The organism is Metabacillus malikii, assembly GCF_030813355.1.
Lineage (GTDB): Bacteria > Bacillota > Bacilli > Bacillales > Bacillaceae > Metabacillus > Metabacillus malikii.
Genome location: NZ_JAUSUD010000006.1, coordinates 101,096 through 119,289, shown reverse-complemented (window position 1 = coordinate 119,289; position 18,194 = coordinate 101,096). Strand labels below are relative to the sequence as shown.

Genomic DNA, 18,194 nt, shown 5'->3' with positions numbered 1-18,194 from the left:
GATATGATGAATGATCAAGCAGCACGTTTAAGAGAGCGACTAAAATCATTAAAATCACAAGCGAAGTCAGTAGCGGTAATGAGCGGCAAGGGCGGTGTAGGTAAATCTAACTTTTCGTTAAATTTTGCTATAGCTCTTGGAAAAGCTCATAAACGAGTTTTGTTATTCGATTTAGATATCGGCATGGGGAATATTGATATATTAATCGGTGAAAGTTCAAAATACTCGATTGTGGATTATTTTGAACAAAAAATCCCTTTAACCGACCTTATAACTAATGACCCTAAAACAGACCTCGACTATATATCAGGAGGCACTGGGTTAGGTTCTATCTTTAAGATAAATGACGACCAGTTTCAGAGGTTTACAGCAGAACTGGAATATTTATTTAAAGCATATGATTATATCATTTTTGACATGGGAGCAGGAATTTCAGAAGAAAGCTTAAGATTTATTTTGTCAGTTGATGAAATTATTGTCATTACTACACCAGAACCAACTGCAATGACAGATGCATATGCTGCGATGAAACAAGTTTCAATACACGATTCTACGATACCGCTTACGCTTGTGATTAACCGAGTTTATAATCGCAAAATAGGTGAAATTACGTTTAAAAGATTATCAAATACAATGATTAACTTTATGAAACGAGAGGTTACTTATTTAGGAACAATTCCTGACGATTCAACGATTATGAAGGCAGTTATTAACCAGCAGCCTTTCATCAATTTTCAGCCAAACTGTCCGGCAAGTAGAGCAATAGTAAATATATCTGAAGAATTTATAAATAAAAGTAGTATGAATGAAACAGTCGAACAATCAACGACACCTTTTATTACGAAATTTAAGCATTTCTTCATGAAAGGTAGGTAACAAAATGAATAAAGTTAGAGTTCTTGTCGTAGATGATTCTGCTTTCATGAGGAAATTAATTTCTGATTTTCTACAGGAAGATGAACAAATTGAAGTGATAGGTATTGCTAGAAATGGAAAGGATGCTCTTGCTAAGGTAGAACTTCTAAATCCAGACGTTATTACATTAGATGTAGAAATGCCTCTTATGAATGGCTTAGAAGCTTTAAAGACAATTATGGAACGCTTTCCTAGACCTGTTATCATGCTATCAAGTACAACTAAAGAAGGTACAGAAAATACAATCAAGTCATTACAGTACGGTGCATTTGATTTTATATCAAAACCTTCAGGAGCTATATCTTTAGACCTATACAAAATAAAAGAGCAATTAATTAGTATAGTAAAAACTGCTGTAAAAGCAAACTTGAAAAATATACATGTTAAAAATACAAAAATTTATCCCCAACAAAAGGTTAGATATAGTAAAATAGACACATATAGAGAAGAAAGTACTATTTCTTCTGTCAAAAGCAAACTAAACAAAACAATTGTATGTATTGGCACCTCAACGGGCGGCCCCAGAGCATTACAGCATGTATTACCAAAGTTACCTGCAGAAATAGAAGCACCTATATTAATTGTTCAGCATATGCCTCCGGGCTTTACACACTCTTTAGCAAATAGGTTAAATACATTATGTGCAATTACTGTTAAAGAAGCTGAGGAAGGCGAAATTGTCCAAAACGGGACAGCTTATATTGCACCTGGTGGTTCTCATTTAAAAGTGTTGAAATCAAGTAATTCGTTAGTAATAAAAATAGATAAATCAGAAATTCGAAATGGTCATCGTCCTTCTGTAGATGTTATGTTTGAATCTTTAAGTATGATTCAAGATTATCGTAAAGTAGCGGTCATTATGACTGGTATGGGTACTGATGGGACAGAAGGATTAAAACGTTTAAAATCAACAGGAGAGGTCAGTGCCATTTCTGAGTCAGAACAAACAGCTGTTGTATATGGCATGCCTAAATCAGCAGTCGGAACAAATCTTGTTGATAAAGTGGAAGTTGTCGATGAAATAGCGACTTCTATAATGAAATATATCCGAAATTAAGGGGTGTAACCTTATGGAAATGAATCAATACTTAGAAGTCTTTATTGAAGAAAGTAAGGAACATTTACAATCTTGTAATGAAAAAATATTAGAATTAGAAAAAAATCCAAGTGACTTATCGATTGTTAATGAGATATTCCGTTCTGCACATACATTGAAAGGTATGAGTGCAACAATGGGATATGAGGACTTAGCAAATCTAACACATCAAATGGAAAATGTATTAGACGCGATTCGTAACGGAAAACTTCATGTGACATCAGAAATTTTTGATGCGGTTTTCGCTGCCATTGACGACTTAGAAGAAATGGTCTTGTCAATTGCTGATGGTGGAGATGGAAAGAAAGATGTTACAACAGTAGTTGAGATGCTTAAAGCGATTGAAAGTGGAGACACAAGTAATCTAGTAAAAACTCAAACAGCTGCTACGCTTGAGAAAACGAATCTAGCAAGTCAAGAGTATGATGACTTCGAATTTACCGTTATTCAACAATCTAGTGAACAAGGTTTTTCTGCATATGAATTAACAGTATCCTTACGTGAAGATTGTTTATTAAAAGCTGCTCGTGTATATATGGTTTTTGAAATTCTTGAACAGCTTGGTGAAGTGATTAAATCAGTACCAGCTGTTGATTTATTAGAAGAAGAGAAGTTTGATTCTCAATTTACAGTATCTATTGTTTCAAAGGAATCTGCTGATGATATAAAGCAAAAAGTAATGAAAGTTTCTGAAATTGATGAAGCAACAGTTGTCCTTCTTGACCCGTCATCCTTATCTGTCTCAGGTAAAACGCAAAAGAATCTACCTCAACAAGAAGCTACCGGACAGGTAAATGAAGTAGTAGATTCAGATAAGACACCAAACAGTAATAGTCAGGAACAAGCTTCTAAAGTCACAGCTAAGTCAAGTTCTAAAACAATTCGAGTAAACATTGAACGATTAGACATTTTAATGAATCTATTTGAAGAACTTGTTATCGATAGAGGTAGACTCGAGCAAATATCAAAGGATCTAAATAATAGTGAACTAGATGAAACAGTAGAGAGAATGTCAAGAATTTCAGGAGACTTGCAAAATATAATTCTAAACATGCGAATGGTTCCAGTGGAGACTGTTTTCAACAGATTTCCACGTATGATTCGTCAATTAGCTAAAGATTTAAACAAAAAAATCAACTTAGATATTTCGGGTGCAGAAACAGAGTTAGATAGAACAGTTATTGATGAGATTGGTGACCCGTTGGTGCATCTGTTAAGAAATGCAATTGACCATGGTGTTGAAATGCCAGCTGAGCGTTTAAAAAATGGCAAACCGGAAACAGGAAATGTTTATTTAAGAGCTTACCATAGTGGAAACCATGTCTTTATTGAAATTGAAGATGATGGAGCTGGGATAAGTCGAGAAAGAGTCTTAAAAAAGGCGCTTGACAGAGGTGTAGTAACTGAACAAATAGCTGCTACTCTTACGGACAAACAAGTATATGAGCTAATCTTTTCTTCAGGCTTTTCAACGGCTGATAAAATATCAGATATTTCTGGCCGTGGTGTTGGGTTAGATGTAGTTAAAAGCACAATTGAGTCACTTGGTGGAACAGTTTCTATTGATGCAGAAGAAGGAAAGGGTTCACTATTTTCGATTCAATTGCCATTAACTCTTTCAATTATTTCTGTCATGCTTGTAGAATTACAAAAAGAGAAATATGCAATTCCATTATCTTCAATAATTGAAACTGCAGTTATTAAAAAAGAAGATATATTACAAGCACATAATCAAAAAGTAATTGACTTCCGTGGGAAGATTGTCCCACTCGTTGATTTAAATGAAATTTTTGAAGTCCCTCAAGAAAATGAAAATGATGATTTTGTATCGCTTATCATTGTAAGAAAGGGAGAAAAAATGGCGGCCCTTGTCGTGGACTCGTTTATAGGCCAACAAGAGATCGTTCTAAAGTCATTAGGTAATTACTTAGATTCTGTGTTTGCAATCTCAGGTGCAACCATTTTAGGTGACGGTCAAGTCGCATTAATTGTAGATTGCAATTCTTTAATTAAATAATTTTTTAGTCTACATGAAATGATTAGTTTAATAGAAATAGATTTAAAAGGTTTACTGAATCTGTAATAAGGCTAAACGTGTAGAAAGGGGCCTAACCAATGAGTGAGAATTTATCGGATAATATGAAAGTGATTGTTTTTCAACTGCAAGACGAGGAATATGGATTACCTGTACAGCAGGTACAGTCTATAGAGAAAGTGGAACATATTACACGTGTCCCAAAAACTGCACCATATTTAAAAGGAGTCATTAACCTTCGCGGTGTTGTGACCCCAGTTATTGATTTAAGAATCCGTTTTGGCTTAAAAAGCGATGAGATAACAGAGCATACTCGGATGATTATTGTCACAAAAGATGATATCGATGTTGGCTTCATTGTCGATGCTGCTAACGATGTTCTCGATATACCTTCAGATGTTATTGAACCAGCACCAGAAGTAGTTGGTTCTATAGAAGTGGAATATATTAAAGGTGTTGCAAAGTTAGATAAGCGACTAATTGTGATGATTGATTTAAATGAGGTTTTAAAGGTGAAAGAAAGAGGAACATTGCTAAGTGTATAGGTGGTTTAGCTAATGGACTACATGAATCGTATTTCTTCTAAACATTTGGACGTCTTAAAAGAGATTGGGAATATTGGAGCAGGTCACTCAGCAACTGCACTTTCGAAATTACTAGATAAAAAAATTGACATGAATGTCCCGAATGTCAAAATCGTATCATTCAATGAGTTAATGGAGTGGGTTGGCGGACCTGAGGTTGTTATAGCTGGTGTGTTTTTAAGAATTGAGGGAGAAATCCCGGGCTCTTTATTCTTTGTTCTAAGCATAGAACAAGCAGAACGATTTATAAAACAACTATTAAACGATGACCTTTTTTCCTTTCATAAAACTGATTACGATGAAATTGGATTTTCTGCTTTGCAAGAACTTGGGAATATTCTTACTGGTTCATACTTATCATCTTTATCGGATTTAACAGATTTATCAATCTACCCCTCAGTTCCAGCATTATCAATTGATATGTTTGGCGCTGTCATTAGCCATGGCTTAATTGAATTATCGCACGTCAGTGACTTTGCGATAGTCATTGATACAATTATTAAAGAAGATGACCCATGTGAAGAACATGTAGATTCTGTTAAAGGACATTTCTTCTTACTCCCTGATCCTGATTCATTTAAAAAGCTTTTTGATGCTTTAGGTGTAAGTGATGAAACCTGAATCAGTTGAAATTATTAAAGTTGGAATTGCTGATCTTAATATTGTAAGGTCACCTAATCTGATAAGAACATCTGGACTAGGCTCATGTGTCGGGTTAATTATCTATGACAAAGTGCAAGAGATTGCTGGACTAGCTCATATTATGTTACCTGATTCATCGCTAGCAAATAAGGATACGATAAAACTTGCTAAATATGCCGATACAGCTATTCCTGAATTAATATCGAAACTTTCAGAATCAGGTGCAAGAAAATGTCATTTATCAGCAAAAATGGCCGGGGGGGCACAAATGTTTCACTTTCAAGCATCGACTGACATGATGAGAATTGGACCTAGGAATGTAGAAGCAATTAAACTACATCTTGCAAACTACAATATTAAGATAGTAAGTGAGGATGTCGGGGGAAACAGTGGCAGAACGATAGAATTTAATCCTAAAACATCTGAATTGATGATAAGAACGGTTAATCAAGGTACAAAAATGATATGAAATTATTAGGTAAGTTTGTAGCTTTTTGTGAGGGGGATTATTTTGAGTCAATTAACATTAAATGAAGAACAGGCGATATGGCAAAAATGGATAGATGTACGTGACACACATGCAGGCGATGTTCTCATCAAAAGATACATGCCCCTTGTTTCTTATCATGTACAGCGAATTTCTGTTGGTTTACCTAAAAGTGTTAGCAAAGATGATTTAATGAGTCTCGGACTTTTTGGTTTGTATGATGCCCTTGAGAAATTCGATCCGAATCGTGATTTGAAATTTGATACGTATGCTTCGTTCCGTGTGCGTGGAGCGATAATCGATGGTCTCAGAAAAGAGGATTGGTTACCACGTAGTTCAAGGGAAAAGGCTAAACGTGTAGAAGCGATGATTGATAGATTAGAACAAAAGCATTTAAGAAATGTGACATCTAAAGAAATCGCAAGTGAATTAGGTTTATCTGAAGGCGAAGTTGTGAATGTTATGAATGAGGGATTTTTTGCGAATGTCCTCTCAATTGATGAACAATTGTTTGACCAAGAAGATGGCGAAGGTATTGGCTTCACAATTAAAGATGATAATCAACAAACACCTGAAGAAAAAATGCTGAAAGATGAATTAATTGCCCAATTATCTGAAGTAATTACACAACTAAGTGAAAAAGAACAGCTTGTAATTAGTTTTTTCTACAAGGAAGAATTAACATTAACAGAAATCGGACAAGTTATGAATTTATCAACATCTAGAATTTCACAAATTCATTCAAAGGCCTTATTTAAATTAAGAAAAATTTTAGAAAATGTCGTACATTAATATTCGATAGAAAAGTAGCGCCTTATTAGGGCGCTCTATTTTTATATAAGACAGCTCGTTCGTTGCCGCCTGAGCTATGAGGCTCACCACCCACCCTGCTATTGCTGTGTACTGAAGTGGAGATAAACAGTAAACAACAGCTTAGTTAAAAGCAAATCTTTACGAAAACAGCCTAACAAATAAAGAAGCTCAAGTAGATTGGAGTTTTAGCACATGAGTTTAAAAAGTATTGAATTGCAAATAGCTATACCGAGAACCCATGATGCAGGTAAATTACAAGAGCAGTTTAATCAAAGAGGACAACTGATTCATGACCAACTAGCAGATACGATTAAAAAAGAAGATGACATAAAAAAAACGCAAGTACCAGAAAATAATGATAGTGAAAAAATAAAGCTAAAACAGGAGAATTCTAATCAAAACCAGCAACAACAAAAAAAGCAAAAGAAAGAAGAAGAACAAAACGAGCAATCTGAGCATCCTTACAAAGGAAAATCGATTGACTTTTTTGGTTAAGTGAGGCGTTGTATGAATACTTTTTTATTTATGATTAGTTTACTATTACATATTGTTGCATTTTATTTTATCGTTGTCTTATTTACACGATATTCCGCAATGAAAAATGTTGCTGAAACACAAAGTACAATGCTCGAGGAGGCTGAGAATTCTTTAACTAATTTTCTTATTGAAATGAAAGATGAGAATAATCGGCTAATTCAGCAATTAACAAGTAATTCTGCAGCTAGTGTGCAAGAAAACAGTTCCGAGCATGTTGGAAAACACAGTAAAAATACAGATGAGAAAAACAGTGAGTTAGAGTTAGATAGTAATAATGGTGCAAATGACTTATTGGATTTGCCAAATTATCTTCAAGATTTATCCGATATTAAAGATGTTGTAGAGATTAAGACAGAACAAGTTGAAGATAAACCATTACCATTTGAAAAAAAGGTAATTGACCTCTATGAAAAAGGGTATAGTATAGAGAAAATTGCCAAACAGCTAAATAAAGGAAAAACCGAGATTGAATTACTACTGAAATTTCAACAAAAGCATTAAAAGTAAAATTTTAAAGCAGAGTACTGAACAATTTATTTATAGAAGTTTTACTTTAATCTTGATTGTCGGATTTTGTTATGGTATATTAATTTTTGGTGTTATTACACACGTTTATAGATTTAAGCATTGGTGCTGTTAATACAGTTATGTTTAAAGATGATATAAGCGGAGGATTATCAAAACCATTAGGAGGAAATTACACATGTCAGTTATCTCAATGAAGCAATTGCTTGAAGCTGGTGTTCACTTCGGTCATCAAACTCGCCGTTGGAACCCAAAAATGAAACGTTACATCTTTACAGAGCGTAACGGAATTTATATCATCGACCTTCAAAAAACAGTTAAAAAGGTTGAAGAAGCTTACAAATTCGTAAAAGAACTTGGAGCAGAAGGCGGTACAATCCTATTTGTAGGAACTAAAAAACAAGCACAGGATTCAGTTAAAGAAGAAGCTGAACGTTCTGGAATGTACTATGTTAACCAACGTTGGTTAGGTGGTACATTAACAAACTTTGAAACAATCCAAAAGCGTATTAAACGTTTAAAAGATATTCAAAGAATGCAGGAAGATGGTACTTTTGAAGTTCTTCCTAAAAAAGAAGTTGTTCAACTTAATAAGGAACTTGAAAGACTTGAAAAATTCCTTGGTGGAATTAAAGATATGAAGCAATTACCAGATGCATTATTTATTATCGATCCTCGTAAAGAGCGTATCGCTGTAGCAGAAGCACGTAAACTTAACATCCCGATCGTTGGTATTGTTGATACTAACTGTGATCCAGATGAAATTGATTATGTAATCCCTGCAAATGATGATGCAATTCGCGCTGTTAAGCTTCTAACTGCAAAAATTGCGGATGCAATTTTAGAATCTAAACAAGGTGAAGAAACAACACCTGCTTAATGTGCAAAAAGGTGATAAGGGGATTTGGCCTTTTATCACCTTTTTTTAAGCAAATTACATAGACAATACAAACAAGTACTTAGAATCTATGAAGTACAACTAGTAGATAGAACTCATAAATATAATAGATGCCACTACTAATGACATCTTATAGTAAGTTATGATGTTTGATGTACTAGCAAAATGATAATGATAACATTATACGACTTTCAAGGAGGAATACCGTTATGGCAGTAACCGCTCAAATGGTAAAAGAACTACGTGAAAAAACAGGCGCTGGAATGATGGATTGTAAAAAGGCGTTAACTGAAACAAATGGAGATATGGATCAAGCGATTGATTATCTTCGTGAAAAAGGTATTGCTAAGGCTGCAAAAAAATCAGACCGTATTGCTGCAGAAGGTTCTGCTTCAGTTAAAGTAAGTGGAAATGAAGCTGTCATTTTAGAAGTGAACTCTGAAACTGACTTCGTTGCAAAAAATGAAGGTTTTAAAGAGTTAATTAATGGATTAGCGGATTTCCTTTTAGCTAAAAAACCAGCTGATGTTGATGCTGCTTTAGCTGAAACTATGGATAATGGCTCAACTGTTGCGGATTACATCAATGCTGCAATTGCTAAAATCGGAGAAAAAATTACGCTTCGTCGTTTTACAATTGTAGAGAAATCAGATAATGATGCATTTGGTGCATATCTTCATATGGGAGGCCGAATCGGTGTATTAACACTATTAGAAGGTACTACTGATGAAGATGCTGCTAAAGATGTTGCGATGCATGTTGCTGCTGTTAATCCTAAATACATTTCACGTGACCAAGTTTCTGCTGAAGAAGCTGAGCATGAACGTAAAATTTTAACTGAACAAGCATTAAACGAAGGAAAACCAGAAAACATCGTTGCTAAAATGGTTGAAGGCCGCCTTGGTAAATATTTTGAAGAAATTTGTTTACTAGATCAAAGCTTTGTTAAAAACCCTGATCAAAAAGTAAAACAATTTGTTGAGTCAAAAGGTGGAACTGTTAAAACGTTTATCCGTTATGAAGTTGGCGAAGGAATTGAAAAACGTCAAGATAACTTCGCAGAAGAAGTTATGAACCAAGTGAAAAAATAAATTCCTATCTAAGTAGTGGTATCGTGACACTGCTACTTATCATACATGACTTGAAATCAAAGAGGGAACACTTGTTGTGTTCCCTTCTTTAAAAGATAAACGTTTTTTTTAGAAAAAAGTTATTTTTATAACTAGAGTAATTGCTTGTACTATATAGAATGCTTTTTTCTAAAATTAGGTATTTAGTGAAATTAGTTGGAGGTAGTTATGAGTAATCCAAAATATCAACGAATTGTTTTAAAATTAAGTGGTGAAGCACTTGCAGGTGATAATGGCTTTGGAATTAATCCTTCAGTTATTCAATCGATTGCAAAGCAAGTTAAAGAAATTGCAGAATTAGATGTTGAAGTTGCCGTTGTTGTTGGAGGCGGAAATATTTGGCGTGGTAAAATCGGTAGTGAAATGGGAATGGACCGTGCAACAGCTGACTATATGGGTATGCTAGCAACTGTCATGAATTCATTGGCACTTCAAGATAGTTTAGAAACACAAGGGATCCAAACACGTGTACAAACATCGATTGAAATGAGACAGGTTGCAGAACCTTACATACGAAGAAAAGCAATTCGCCACTTAGAGAAAAAGCGTGTAGTCATTTTTGCTGCAGGTACAGGTAATCCATATTTTTCTACTGATACAACGGCTGCTTTACGTGCTGCAGAAATAGAAGCAGATGTTATTTTAATGGCAAAAAATAATGTTGATGGAGTATATAGTGCAGACCCACGTGTTGATAAAAATGCGGTTAAATATGATACATTATCTTATTTAGATGTACTTAAAGAAGGTTTAGCTGTAATGGATTCGACTGCATCCTCATTATGTATGGATAATGATATACCACTTATCGTTTTTTCTATTATGGAAGAAGGAAATATCAAGCGTGCCGTAACAGGCGAAAATATCGGAACAATCGTTAGGGGGAAATAACCTTGGCAAAACAAGTATTAGATCATACTAAAGAGAAAATGGAAAAAGCAGTTTCAGCTTTAAGTCGTGAATTAGCTACCGTTCGTGCAGGTAGAGCCAGTGCAAACTTATTAGACAAAATATCTGTAGATTATTATGGTGCACCAACACCAATAAATCAACTTGCATCTATAAGTATTCCTGAAGCACGTTTACTAGTTATTCAACCATATGATAAGTCAATTCTTAGTGAAATTGAAAAAGCGATTCAAAGATCAGATTTAGGACTTACACCTTCAAATGACGGTTCACTTATTCGCTTATCTATACCAGCATTAACAGAAGAGCGAAGAAAAGAACTTGTTAAGCTTGTGAAAAAATATGCTGAAGAAGCAAAAGTTGCTGTTCGAAATATTCGACGTGATGGAAATGATGAGTTGAAAAAGCTGGAGAAAAACGGTGAAATTACTGAAGATGAATTAAGAAGCAATACAGATAGCGTTCAAAAGTTAACAGATGATTTTATCGTCAAAGTTGACCAAGTTGCAAAAGATAAAGAAAAAGAAATCATGGAAGTTTAAGTCGAAAATAGGTACAATAGATCATGTTAAGACCCTCTAATGTTTACAGGGGGTTTTTTTGTTAATACTGTTAACATCGTCATAATAGAATGAAAATCATGAATTTATTGGGTGATGGAGGAATCACATGCTCAACTTATTTAAAAAGTGGAAAGGTCATCCTCAATCAGGAGCACAGCAACATGTAATGAAAGAGGATATCTTAAAGGGTGAAATTCCTGAACATATTGCAATTATTATGGACGGTAATGGAAGATGGGCTAAGAAACGAGCGCTTCCAAGAATTGCAGGACATCATGAAGGAATGAAAGTAGTTCGTAAAATTACGAAACAGGCAAATAATTTAGGGGTTAAGGCTTTAACTTTATACGCCTTTTCTACAGAAAATTGGAAACGGCCAAAAACAGAGGTCGAATATATAATGAAACTTCCTGAAGAGTTTTTAAATACCTATTTGCCTGAACTTATTAAAGAAAATGTTCAAGTTAGGATTATCGGTGATAGGCAAAAATTGCCAGAACATACTTTGAGGGCTGTGAATAGAGCGATAAATGATACAAAAAATAATACTGGTTTAATTTTAAATTTTGCATTGAATTATGGTAGTCGTGCGGAAATACTAAATGCGGTTCAAAGTATGATTAAAGACGTTAAAACAGGTAAGTTAGCTGAAACTGATATTGATGAAAAGCTTTTTTCTGACTATTTAATGACCCATTTCTTACAGGATCCTGATTTGTTAATTAGAACTAGTGGAGAGATAAGGTTAAGTAATTTTATGCTATGGCAATTAGCTTATACAGAATTTTGGTTTACTGATGTGTTATGGCCAGATTTTAGTGAGCAGGATCTATTAAAAGCTATCTATACATATCAACAAAGAGGACGCAGATTTGGCGGCATATAAATAAAGGTGATGAAGTCAACGATGAAACAACGTATTTTAACTGCAGTTTTAGCTGCAGCTGTTTTTCTACCATTCGTAATTTATGGAGAATTACCATTTACTATAATGGTCTATTTATTAGGGTCAATAGCATTATATGAATTATTAAAAATGAAAAAAATCTCGTTAGTAAGCATTCCAGGTATCGTAAGTTTAATAATATTATGGGTACTTTTATTACCAACAAATTACCTCTCAATATTAGGTGATAAGTTTTCCAAAGATGAGTTTGCTTTACTTGCCTTGCTACTGTTATTAACATATACAGTAGTTACGAAGAATAAATTTACATTTGAAGATGTTGGGTTCCTCGTCATTGCGATATTTTACTTAGGTATCGGGTTTTATTTTTTAATAGAAACAAGAAATATTCCTGTTCATGGTCTAGAACTTGTCTTTTTTGCATTATTATTGATATGGGTAACAGATTCTGGTGCTTATTTCGTCGGGCGAGCAATGGGGAAAAAGAAACTGTGGCCTGAAATAAGTCCGAATAAAACAGTTGAAGGTGCAGTTGGTGGAGTCTTATTTGCGGTGCTTTTCGCATGTATATACCATTATTTTACAGGAGTTCTTGATAATTACGTAACAGTAACCTTTATAACGATATTGTTATCTATTTTTGGACAAATTGGTGATTTAGTCGAATCAGCACTTAAACGTCATTATCAAGTGAAAGACTCAGGGAACATTCTGCCCGGGCATGGTGGTATATTAGACCGATTTGACAGCTTATTATTCGTTTTACCATTGCTGCATTTTTTAATTCGTCTGTTTGTCTAATCTTCAAAAAAGGGTTGTTAAGGTAGAATTTAAATTATCGATGTTTACTATGTTTAAACTGATTTCATCTTCAGTAAAAGCTTTGTTTAAGGCTCTTTTCTAAGAGATTGTGGATTTATGCATTAACTTTTTTAATGGTTTGTTGGTGCTTAAAGTGCGAGACTCCTGAGACGTGAGCAGGCGTTTACGCTGAGGAATACGAAAAGCGTAGGCGGCTTGCCCATCGACGTACAAACTGGAGGGGCATCGACTGAAATAAAGGAATCACGATGAGCCGAATGGCGAATCGACGATGACTTATCGTAGGGAGATGACAGGCTCACCACCCACCCCGCGGAAAGCGAGTACTGTAGCGGAGACCAACCCTAAACGACAACTGAGTTAAAAGCAACAAAGTTTACGAAAACAGCCTTGTTTAAAGATAGGTTGTGAAATAAAGACATGGGAATATCATTATCAAGCCTACAACCAGTACAGAAGCGATTAGTTACAACTACAAGTTATTAAGGATTATTTTTTGATTGGACGTGAGTGTTTACGTGAAAAAGATAAGTTTGTTAGGTGCTACAGGCTCTATTGGAATACAAACGTTAGATGTTATCGCATCACATCCGAATGAGTTTAATCTTGTGTCCATGTCTTTTGGTTCAAATGTAAAATCAGGTATTGATATTATTAAAAAATTCAAGCCGAAGTTTGTTGCTGTAAAAGATAAGGACACATATTCATTATTAATCGACACTTTTGGAAGCGGAGATATTACTTTTCATTATGGTCAAGATGGATTAATTGAAGCTGCAGTATTTGATGATGTAGACATTTTAGTGAATGCCGTTGTTGGTAGTGTTGGATTAGTTCCTACTTTAAAAGCGATTGAACACGGTATTACAATTGCCCTAGCAAATAAAGAAACATTAGTAACTGCCGGTCATATTGTGATGGAGCTCGCTAATCAATATAATGTGCCAATATTGCCTGTGGATAGTGAGCATTCCGCTATTTATCAATGCTTGCAAGGAGAAGATACAAAAGCAATTGATAAACTCATTATAACTGCATCTGGAGGAAGCTTTCGGGATAAAACGAGAGACGAATTAAAAGGAGTTACTGTTGAACAAGCATTAAATCATCCAAATTGGTCAATGGGTGCAAAAATAACTATTGATTCAGCAACGATGATGAATAAAGGACTAGAAGTGATTGAGGCACATTGGCTGTTTCAAATGCCTTATGAGAAAATTGAAGTTCTGCTTCATAAGGAAAGTATCATTCATTCGATGGTACAATTTGAAGATTATAGTGTAATTGCCCAGCTAGGTACACCTGATATGAGGGTTCCGATCCAGTATGCACTTTCATATCCTAATAGATTGCCCATTCATAATGGCAATAGGTTAAACCTTAGTGAAATTGGTCTACTGCATTTCGAACAAATGGATTTTGATAGATTTCGTTCTTTATATTTAGCGTTTGAATCAGGTAAGAGCGGCGGGACAATGCCGACTGTTTTAAATGCTTCAAATGAAGTAGCTGTTGCAGCTTTTTTAAAAGGGCAAATTTCATTTTTGAAAATTGATGAGATAATTGAAAAAGCTTTGGACAGTCATGCTAATATTACACATCCAACCTTGGAGCAAATTCAAGAAGTTGATAAGCTAACACGTACATATGTACAATCATTAATCTCATAAAGGTGGTCATACAAGAATGAATACGGTGATAGCGTTTATCCTGATTTTCGGTGCTCTTGTATTCTTCCATGAGCTTGGACATTTAATGCTTGCAAAGCGTGCAGGAATCTTATGTCGTGAGTTTGCAATTGGGTTTGGGCCGAAAATCTTATCTTTCAAAAAGAACGAAACGGTATATACAATAAGATTGTTACCTATAGGTGGTTTTGTTAGAATGGCCGGTGAAGATCCTGAAGTTATAGAGGTTAAACCAGGTCATAATGTTGGATTGCTATTCAATAGTGAAAACAAAGTAGAAAAAATCATATTAAATAACAAAGAAAAATATCCTCAAGCACGAATCATTGAGGTGGAAAATGTAGATTTAGAACATAACATGTTTCTTTCGGGATATGAGCATGGAGAAGAAGATTTCTTGAAACGTTTTGATGTTAGTGAAACTTCTTACTTTGTGATGGATGGGCAGGAGATTCAAATTGCCCCATATAATCGCCAATTCCAATCAAAAAAGGTTGGCGAAAGAATTGCTGCTATCTTTGCAGGTCCGTTAATGAATTTTATTTTAGCTTTTGTTATATTAGTTGCATTAGGATTTATTCAAGGGGCGCCAGTTAATGACCCGAGACTTGGAGAACTTACAAACGATGGTTCTGCAAAAGAGGCCGGGTTACAAGAAGGGGATGTTATCCATTCAATTGAAGGCCAAGCTACCGCTTCATGGCAAGAGGTTGTGGAAATAATTAAAGATAATCCTGATACTGAATTAACATTTGAAGTAGAGCGTGGCGGTGAAGTTCTATCTATCGAAGTTGTACCTGACTCGGCGACAGTTGGAGATGAAACGATCGGTCGGATTGGAGCATATAACCCTGTCGATAAATCCTTTGTAAGCTCATTTAAATATGGTTTTACTGAAACATATACTTGGACTAAAGAAATATTGATTGGATTTGGTAAACTTGTAACTGGCCAGTTTTCAATTGATATGTTATCAGGTCCAGTAGGTATATATGATATAACCGACCAGGTTGCTGAATCTGGTACAATCAATTTATTAAGATGGGCAGCATTATTGAGTATTAATTTAGGAATTGTAAACTTATTACCGATTCCAGCTCTTGATGGAGGCAGATTATTGTTTCTATTTGTAGAAGCATTACGAGGTAAGCCGATTGATAGGCAAAAAGAAGGGATTGTCCATTTCATTGGTTTTTCACTATTAATGCTATTAATGCTTGTTGTAACATGGAATGATATTCAACGATTATTCCTTTAAGAAAGGATTCTAAAGAGGGTTTATCTAAATTATTTATAGTTTTATTACAATGATAAAGGCTCTTTTCTAAAAGATTGTGGCTTTTTGCACGAACCTTTTTAATGGTTTGTTGGAGCTGGCCTAAGAGACTCCTGCGGGATGCGTGGGAGAGGTGAGACGTGAGCAAGCGTTAACGCTGAGGAGTACGAAAAGCGTAGGCGCTTGCCCAAGGATGTATAAACTCAGACGGGCATCGACTAAGGCCAAAGGAATCACGATGAGCCGAATGGCGAATCGTTCTGATTTATCCTAGGGAGCTGACCTGAAGCTTGATAGCAGGTAGCCGCAAGGAGCTATGAGGCTCACCACCCACCCCGCTACCCGTGAGTACTGCAAGAGGAGACAAACCCTAAACGACAACTCAGTTAAAAGCAACAATGTTTACGAAAATAGCCTTGATTTAATAGTGTATACAATTATTCATATCCTAGGTAACCCTTAACTAAAGATAGAGGTGCGCGTTATGAAACAAAGTATGACATTTATTCCAACTCTTAGAGAAGTACCTGCTGATGCCGAAGTGAAAAGTCATCAGTTAATGTTACGAGCTGGTTTTATTAGACAAAATACTAGTGGAGTTTACAGTTATTTACCGTTAGCACATAAAGTATTAAAAAAAATAGAACAAATTGTTCGAGAAGAAATGGACAAGGCAGGTGCAAGTGAATTATTTATGCCTGCTTTGCAACAAGCTGAATTATGGCAGGAATCAGGCCGTTGGTATTCTTATGGACCTGAATTAATGAGATTAAAAGACCGACATGGTCGAGAGTTTGCGCTAGGGGCTACACATGAAGAGGTCATTACAAGCTTAGTAAGAGATGAAGTGAAATCGTACAAACGTCTACCACTTAGCCTATATCAGATTCAAACGAAATTCCGTGATGAAAAGCGCCCACGTTTTGGTATTTTGCGGGGAAGAGAATTCATTATGAAAGATGCATATTCATTCCATGCAACTTCTGAGAGTTTAGATGAAGGCTACCAGAAAATGTTTAATGCATATCAAAATATATTTTCACGTTGTGGATTAGATTTTAGAGCAGTTATAGCTGATTCTGGCGCAATGGGTGGTAAAGATACACATGAGTTCATGGTACTTTCAGATATTGGAGAAGACACAATTGCCTATTCTGATACATCTCAATATGCTGCAAACATCGAAATGGCACCAGTTATCGATTCTTATGAAGAAAGCATTGGAGAAATGGAACAACTTGAAAAAATTGAAACACCAAACCAAAAAACGATTGAAGAAATCTCAGCTTATTTGACAGTAGAACGTGAAAAATGTATTAAATCAATTTTGTTTAAAGTAGATGACCGGTTTGTGTTAGTACTTGTACGTGGTGACCACGAGGTAAATGATATAAAAGTTAAAAATTTATACGGTGCAACAGTAGTTGATATTGCAACAGCAGAAGAAGTTATCGAAAATGTAAAATGTGTGGCAGGATTTATTGGCCCAATTAATGTAAAATCAGATATTGAAATAATTGCTGACAATGCAGTTAAGTCCATTAGCAATGGAGTTTGTGGAGCAAATGAGGAAGGTTTCCACTATAAAGGTGTAAATTTAAAACGTGATGCCAAAATTGACAAATATGCGGATCTTCGCTTTATTCAAGAAGGTGACAAATCACCTGATGGAGAAGGTACAATTAAATTTGCAAAAGGAATCGAGGTTGGACATGTTTTCAAACTTGGTACTAGATATAGTGAGGCAATGGGTGCCACTTTCTTAGATGAAAACGGACGTACCCAACCAATGATTATGGGATGCTATGGAATTGGTGTATCTAGAACATTAGCGGCGATCATTGAACAACATAATGATGAAAATGGAATTGTATGGCCTACGACAATTGCGCCTTACCAAATCCATATTATCCCAGTTAATGTTAAAAATGATTCCCAAAAGAATTTAGCAGAGTCACTATATAATCAATTTATCCAATCAGGTTTTGAAGTATTACTAGATGACCGCCAGGAACGTGTCGGAGTGAAATTTGCGGACGCGGATTTAATAGGACTTCCTGTACGAATTACTGTTGGAAAAAAGGCAGAAGAGGGTATAGTTGAAGTGAAAGTCCGTAAAACAGGGGAAGCTTTTGAATTGGCAGTTACAGAGTTACAGAGCAAAGTAAAGCAAATACTTGGTAACGAAAAGTAGTATCGACAGGTTCAAAACCATGTTAAAATAGATGTAGATCGAAAGAGAGGCTGACTCGAAAAAAGTAAACAAATCTTACTTAGATTTTGTTTATTAATGAGGCAGCCTTTTCTATTTCACGGTTCGCTTAATATAAGGGAAAAGCAACATGTCTATTAAAATAGCCTTGAATT

Annotated in this window: 19 protein-coding genes; all 19 read left to right on the top strand. The window is 35.2% G+C overall.

From position 1 onward, the window contains the following. Positions 1-3 precede the first annotated feature (3 nt). The gene (locus J2S19_RS08255) at positions 4-876 is read left to right on the top strand and encodes a MinD/ParA family protein (RefSeq protein ID WP_307339920.1); all 873 of its coding nucleotides are present in this window, start codon (positions 4-6) and stop codon (positions 874-876) included. Positions 877-880: 4 nt separating this feature from the next. After that, on the top strand, positions 881-1,972 hold the full coding sequence (locus J2S19_RS08250; protein WP_307339917.1) for a protein-glutamate methylesterase/protein-glutamine glutaminase: 1,092 nt from the start codon (positions 881-883) through the stop codon (positions 1,970-1,972). A 13-nt stretch (positions 1,973-1,985) separates the two neighbouring features. Further along, positions 1,986-4,028: a chemotaxis protein CheA gene (locus tag J2S19_RS08245; protein ID WP_307339914.1), complete on the top strand. Its 2,043-nt coding sequence runs from the start codon at positions 1,986-1,988 to the stop codon at positions 4,026-4,028. Between the two features lie 98 nt (positions 4,029-4,126). Continuing rightward, positions 4,127-4,591, top strand: a complete 465-nt coding sequence (locus J2S19_RS08240; RefSeq protein ID WP_307339911.1) for a chemotaxis protein CheW — start codon at positions 4,127-4,129, stop codon at positions 4,589-4,591. A gap of 12 nt (positions 4,592-4,603) precedes the next feature. Continuing rightward, a complete protein-coding gene (locus J2S19_RS08235; protein ID WP_307339908.1) occupies positions 4,604-5,251 on the top strand; it encodes a chemotaxis protein CheC in 648 nt (215 codons plus the stop codon). Continuing rightward, positions 5,241-5,741 carry a chemotaxis protein CheD gene (locus tag J2S19_RS08230; RefSeq protein ID WP_307339905.1) on the top strand — a complete coding sequence of 167 codons (501 nt, stop codon included), beginning with the start codon at positions 5,241-5,243 and terminating at the stop codon, positions 5,739-5,741. The genes J2S19_RS08235 and J2S19_RS08230 overlap by 11 nt, the downstream gene beginning before the upstream one ends. A 42-nt stretch (positions 5,742-5,783) precedes the next feature. Next, the gene (locus tag J2S19_RS08225; protein ID WP_307339901.1) at positions 5,784-6,551 is read left to right on the top strand and encodes a FliA/WhiG family RNA polymerase sigma factor; all 768 of its coding nucleotides are present in this window, start codon (positions 5,784-5,786) and stop codon (positions 6,549-6,551) included. Positions 6,552-6,764: 213 nt separating this feature from the next. Beyond that, positions 6,765-7,067: a hypothetical protein gene (locus J2S19_RS08220; protein ID WP_307339899.1), complete on the top strand. Its 303-nt coding sequence runs from the start codon at positions 6,765-6,767 to the stop codon at positions 7,065-7,067. 12 nt (positions 7,068-7,079) lie between these two features. Continuing rightward, entirely contained in the window at positions 7,080-7,610 is a 531-nt protein-coding gene (locus tag J2S19_RS08215; RefSeq protein WP_307339897.1) for a hypothetical protein, read from the top strand. Positions 7,611-7,812: 202 nt separating this feature from the next. Then, positions 7,813-8,514, top strand: a complete 702-nt coding sequence (gene rpsB / locus J2S19_RS08210) for a 30S ribosomal protein S2 (RefSeq protein ID WP_307339895.1) — start codon at positions 7,813-7,815, stop codon at positions 8,512-8,514. A gap of 227 nt (positions 8,515-8,741) precedes the next feature. Beyond that, a complete protein-coding gene (tsf, locus tag J2S19_RS08205; protein WP_307339892.1) occupies positions 8,742-9,623 on the top strand; it encodes a translation elongation factor Ts in 882 nt (293 codons plus the stop codon). A gap of 207 nt (positions 9,624-9,830) precedes the next feature. After that, positions 9,831-10,553, top strand: a complete 723-nt coding sequence (gene pyrH, locus J2S19_RS08200; protein ID WP_307339889.1) for a UMP kinase — start codon at positions 9,831-9,833, stop codon at positions 10,551-10,553. 2 nt (positions 10,554-10,555) lie between these two features. Beyond that, a complete protein-coding gene (frr, locus tag J2S19_RS08195; protein WP_307339886.1) occupies positions 10,556-11,113 on the top strand; it encodes a ribosome recycling factor in 558 nt (185 codons plus the stop codon). A 127-nt stretch (positions 11,114-11,240) separates the two neighbouring features. After that, positions 11,241-12,020: an undecaprenyl pyrophosphate synthase gene (gene uppS, locus J2S19_RS08190; protein ID WP_307339883.1), complete on the top strand. Its 780-nt coding sequence runs from the start codon at positions 11,241-11,243 to the stop codon at positions 12,018-12,020. Between the two features lie 21 nt (positions 12,021-12,041). Next, positions 12,042-12,842, top strand: coding sequence for a phosphatidate cytidylyltransferase (locus J2S19_RS08185; RefSeq protein WP_307339880.1), 801 nt, complete (start codon positions 12,042-12,044; stop codon positions 12,840-12,842). Between the two features lie 539 nt (positions 12,843-13,381). Then, complete coding sequence (dxr, locus tag J2S19_RS08180) at positions 13,382-14,533, top strand: 1-deoxy-D-xylulose-5-phosphate reductoisomerase (RefSeq protein ID WP_307339876.1); 1,152 nt, start codon at positions 13,382-13,384, stop codon at positions 14,531-14,533. Positions 14,534-14,549: 16 nt separating this feature from the next. Then, a complete protein-coding gene (gene rseP, locus J2S19_RS08175) occupies positions 14,550-15,809 on the top strand; it encodes an RIP metalloprotease RseP (RefSeq protein WP_307339873.1) in 1,260 nt (419 codons plus the stop codon). Between the two features lie 151 nt (positions 15,810-15,960). Continuing rightward, complete coding sequence (locus tag J2S19_RS08170) at positions 15,961-16,101, top strand: hypothetical protein (protein WP_307339871.1); 141 nt, start codon at positions 15,961-15,963, stop codon at positions 16,099-16,101. Positions 16,102-16,311: 210 nt separating this feature from the next. Further along, complete coding sequence (locus J2S19_RS08165; RefSeq protein WP_307339869.1) at positions 16,312-18,021, top strand: proline--tRNA ligase; 1,710 nt, start codon at positions 16,312-16,314, stop codon at positions 18,019-18,021. Positions 18,022-18,194: the final 173 nt, after the last annotated feature.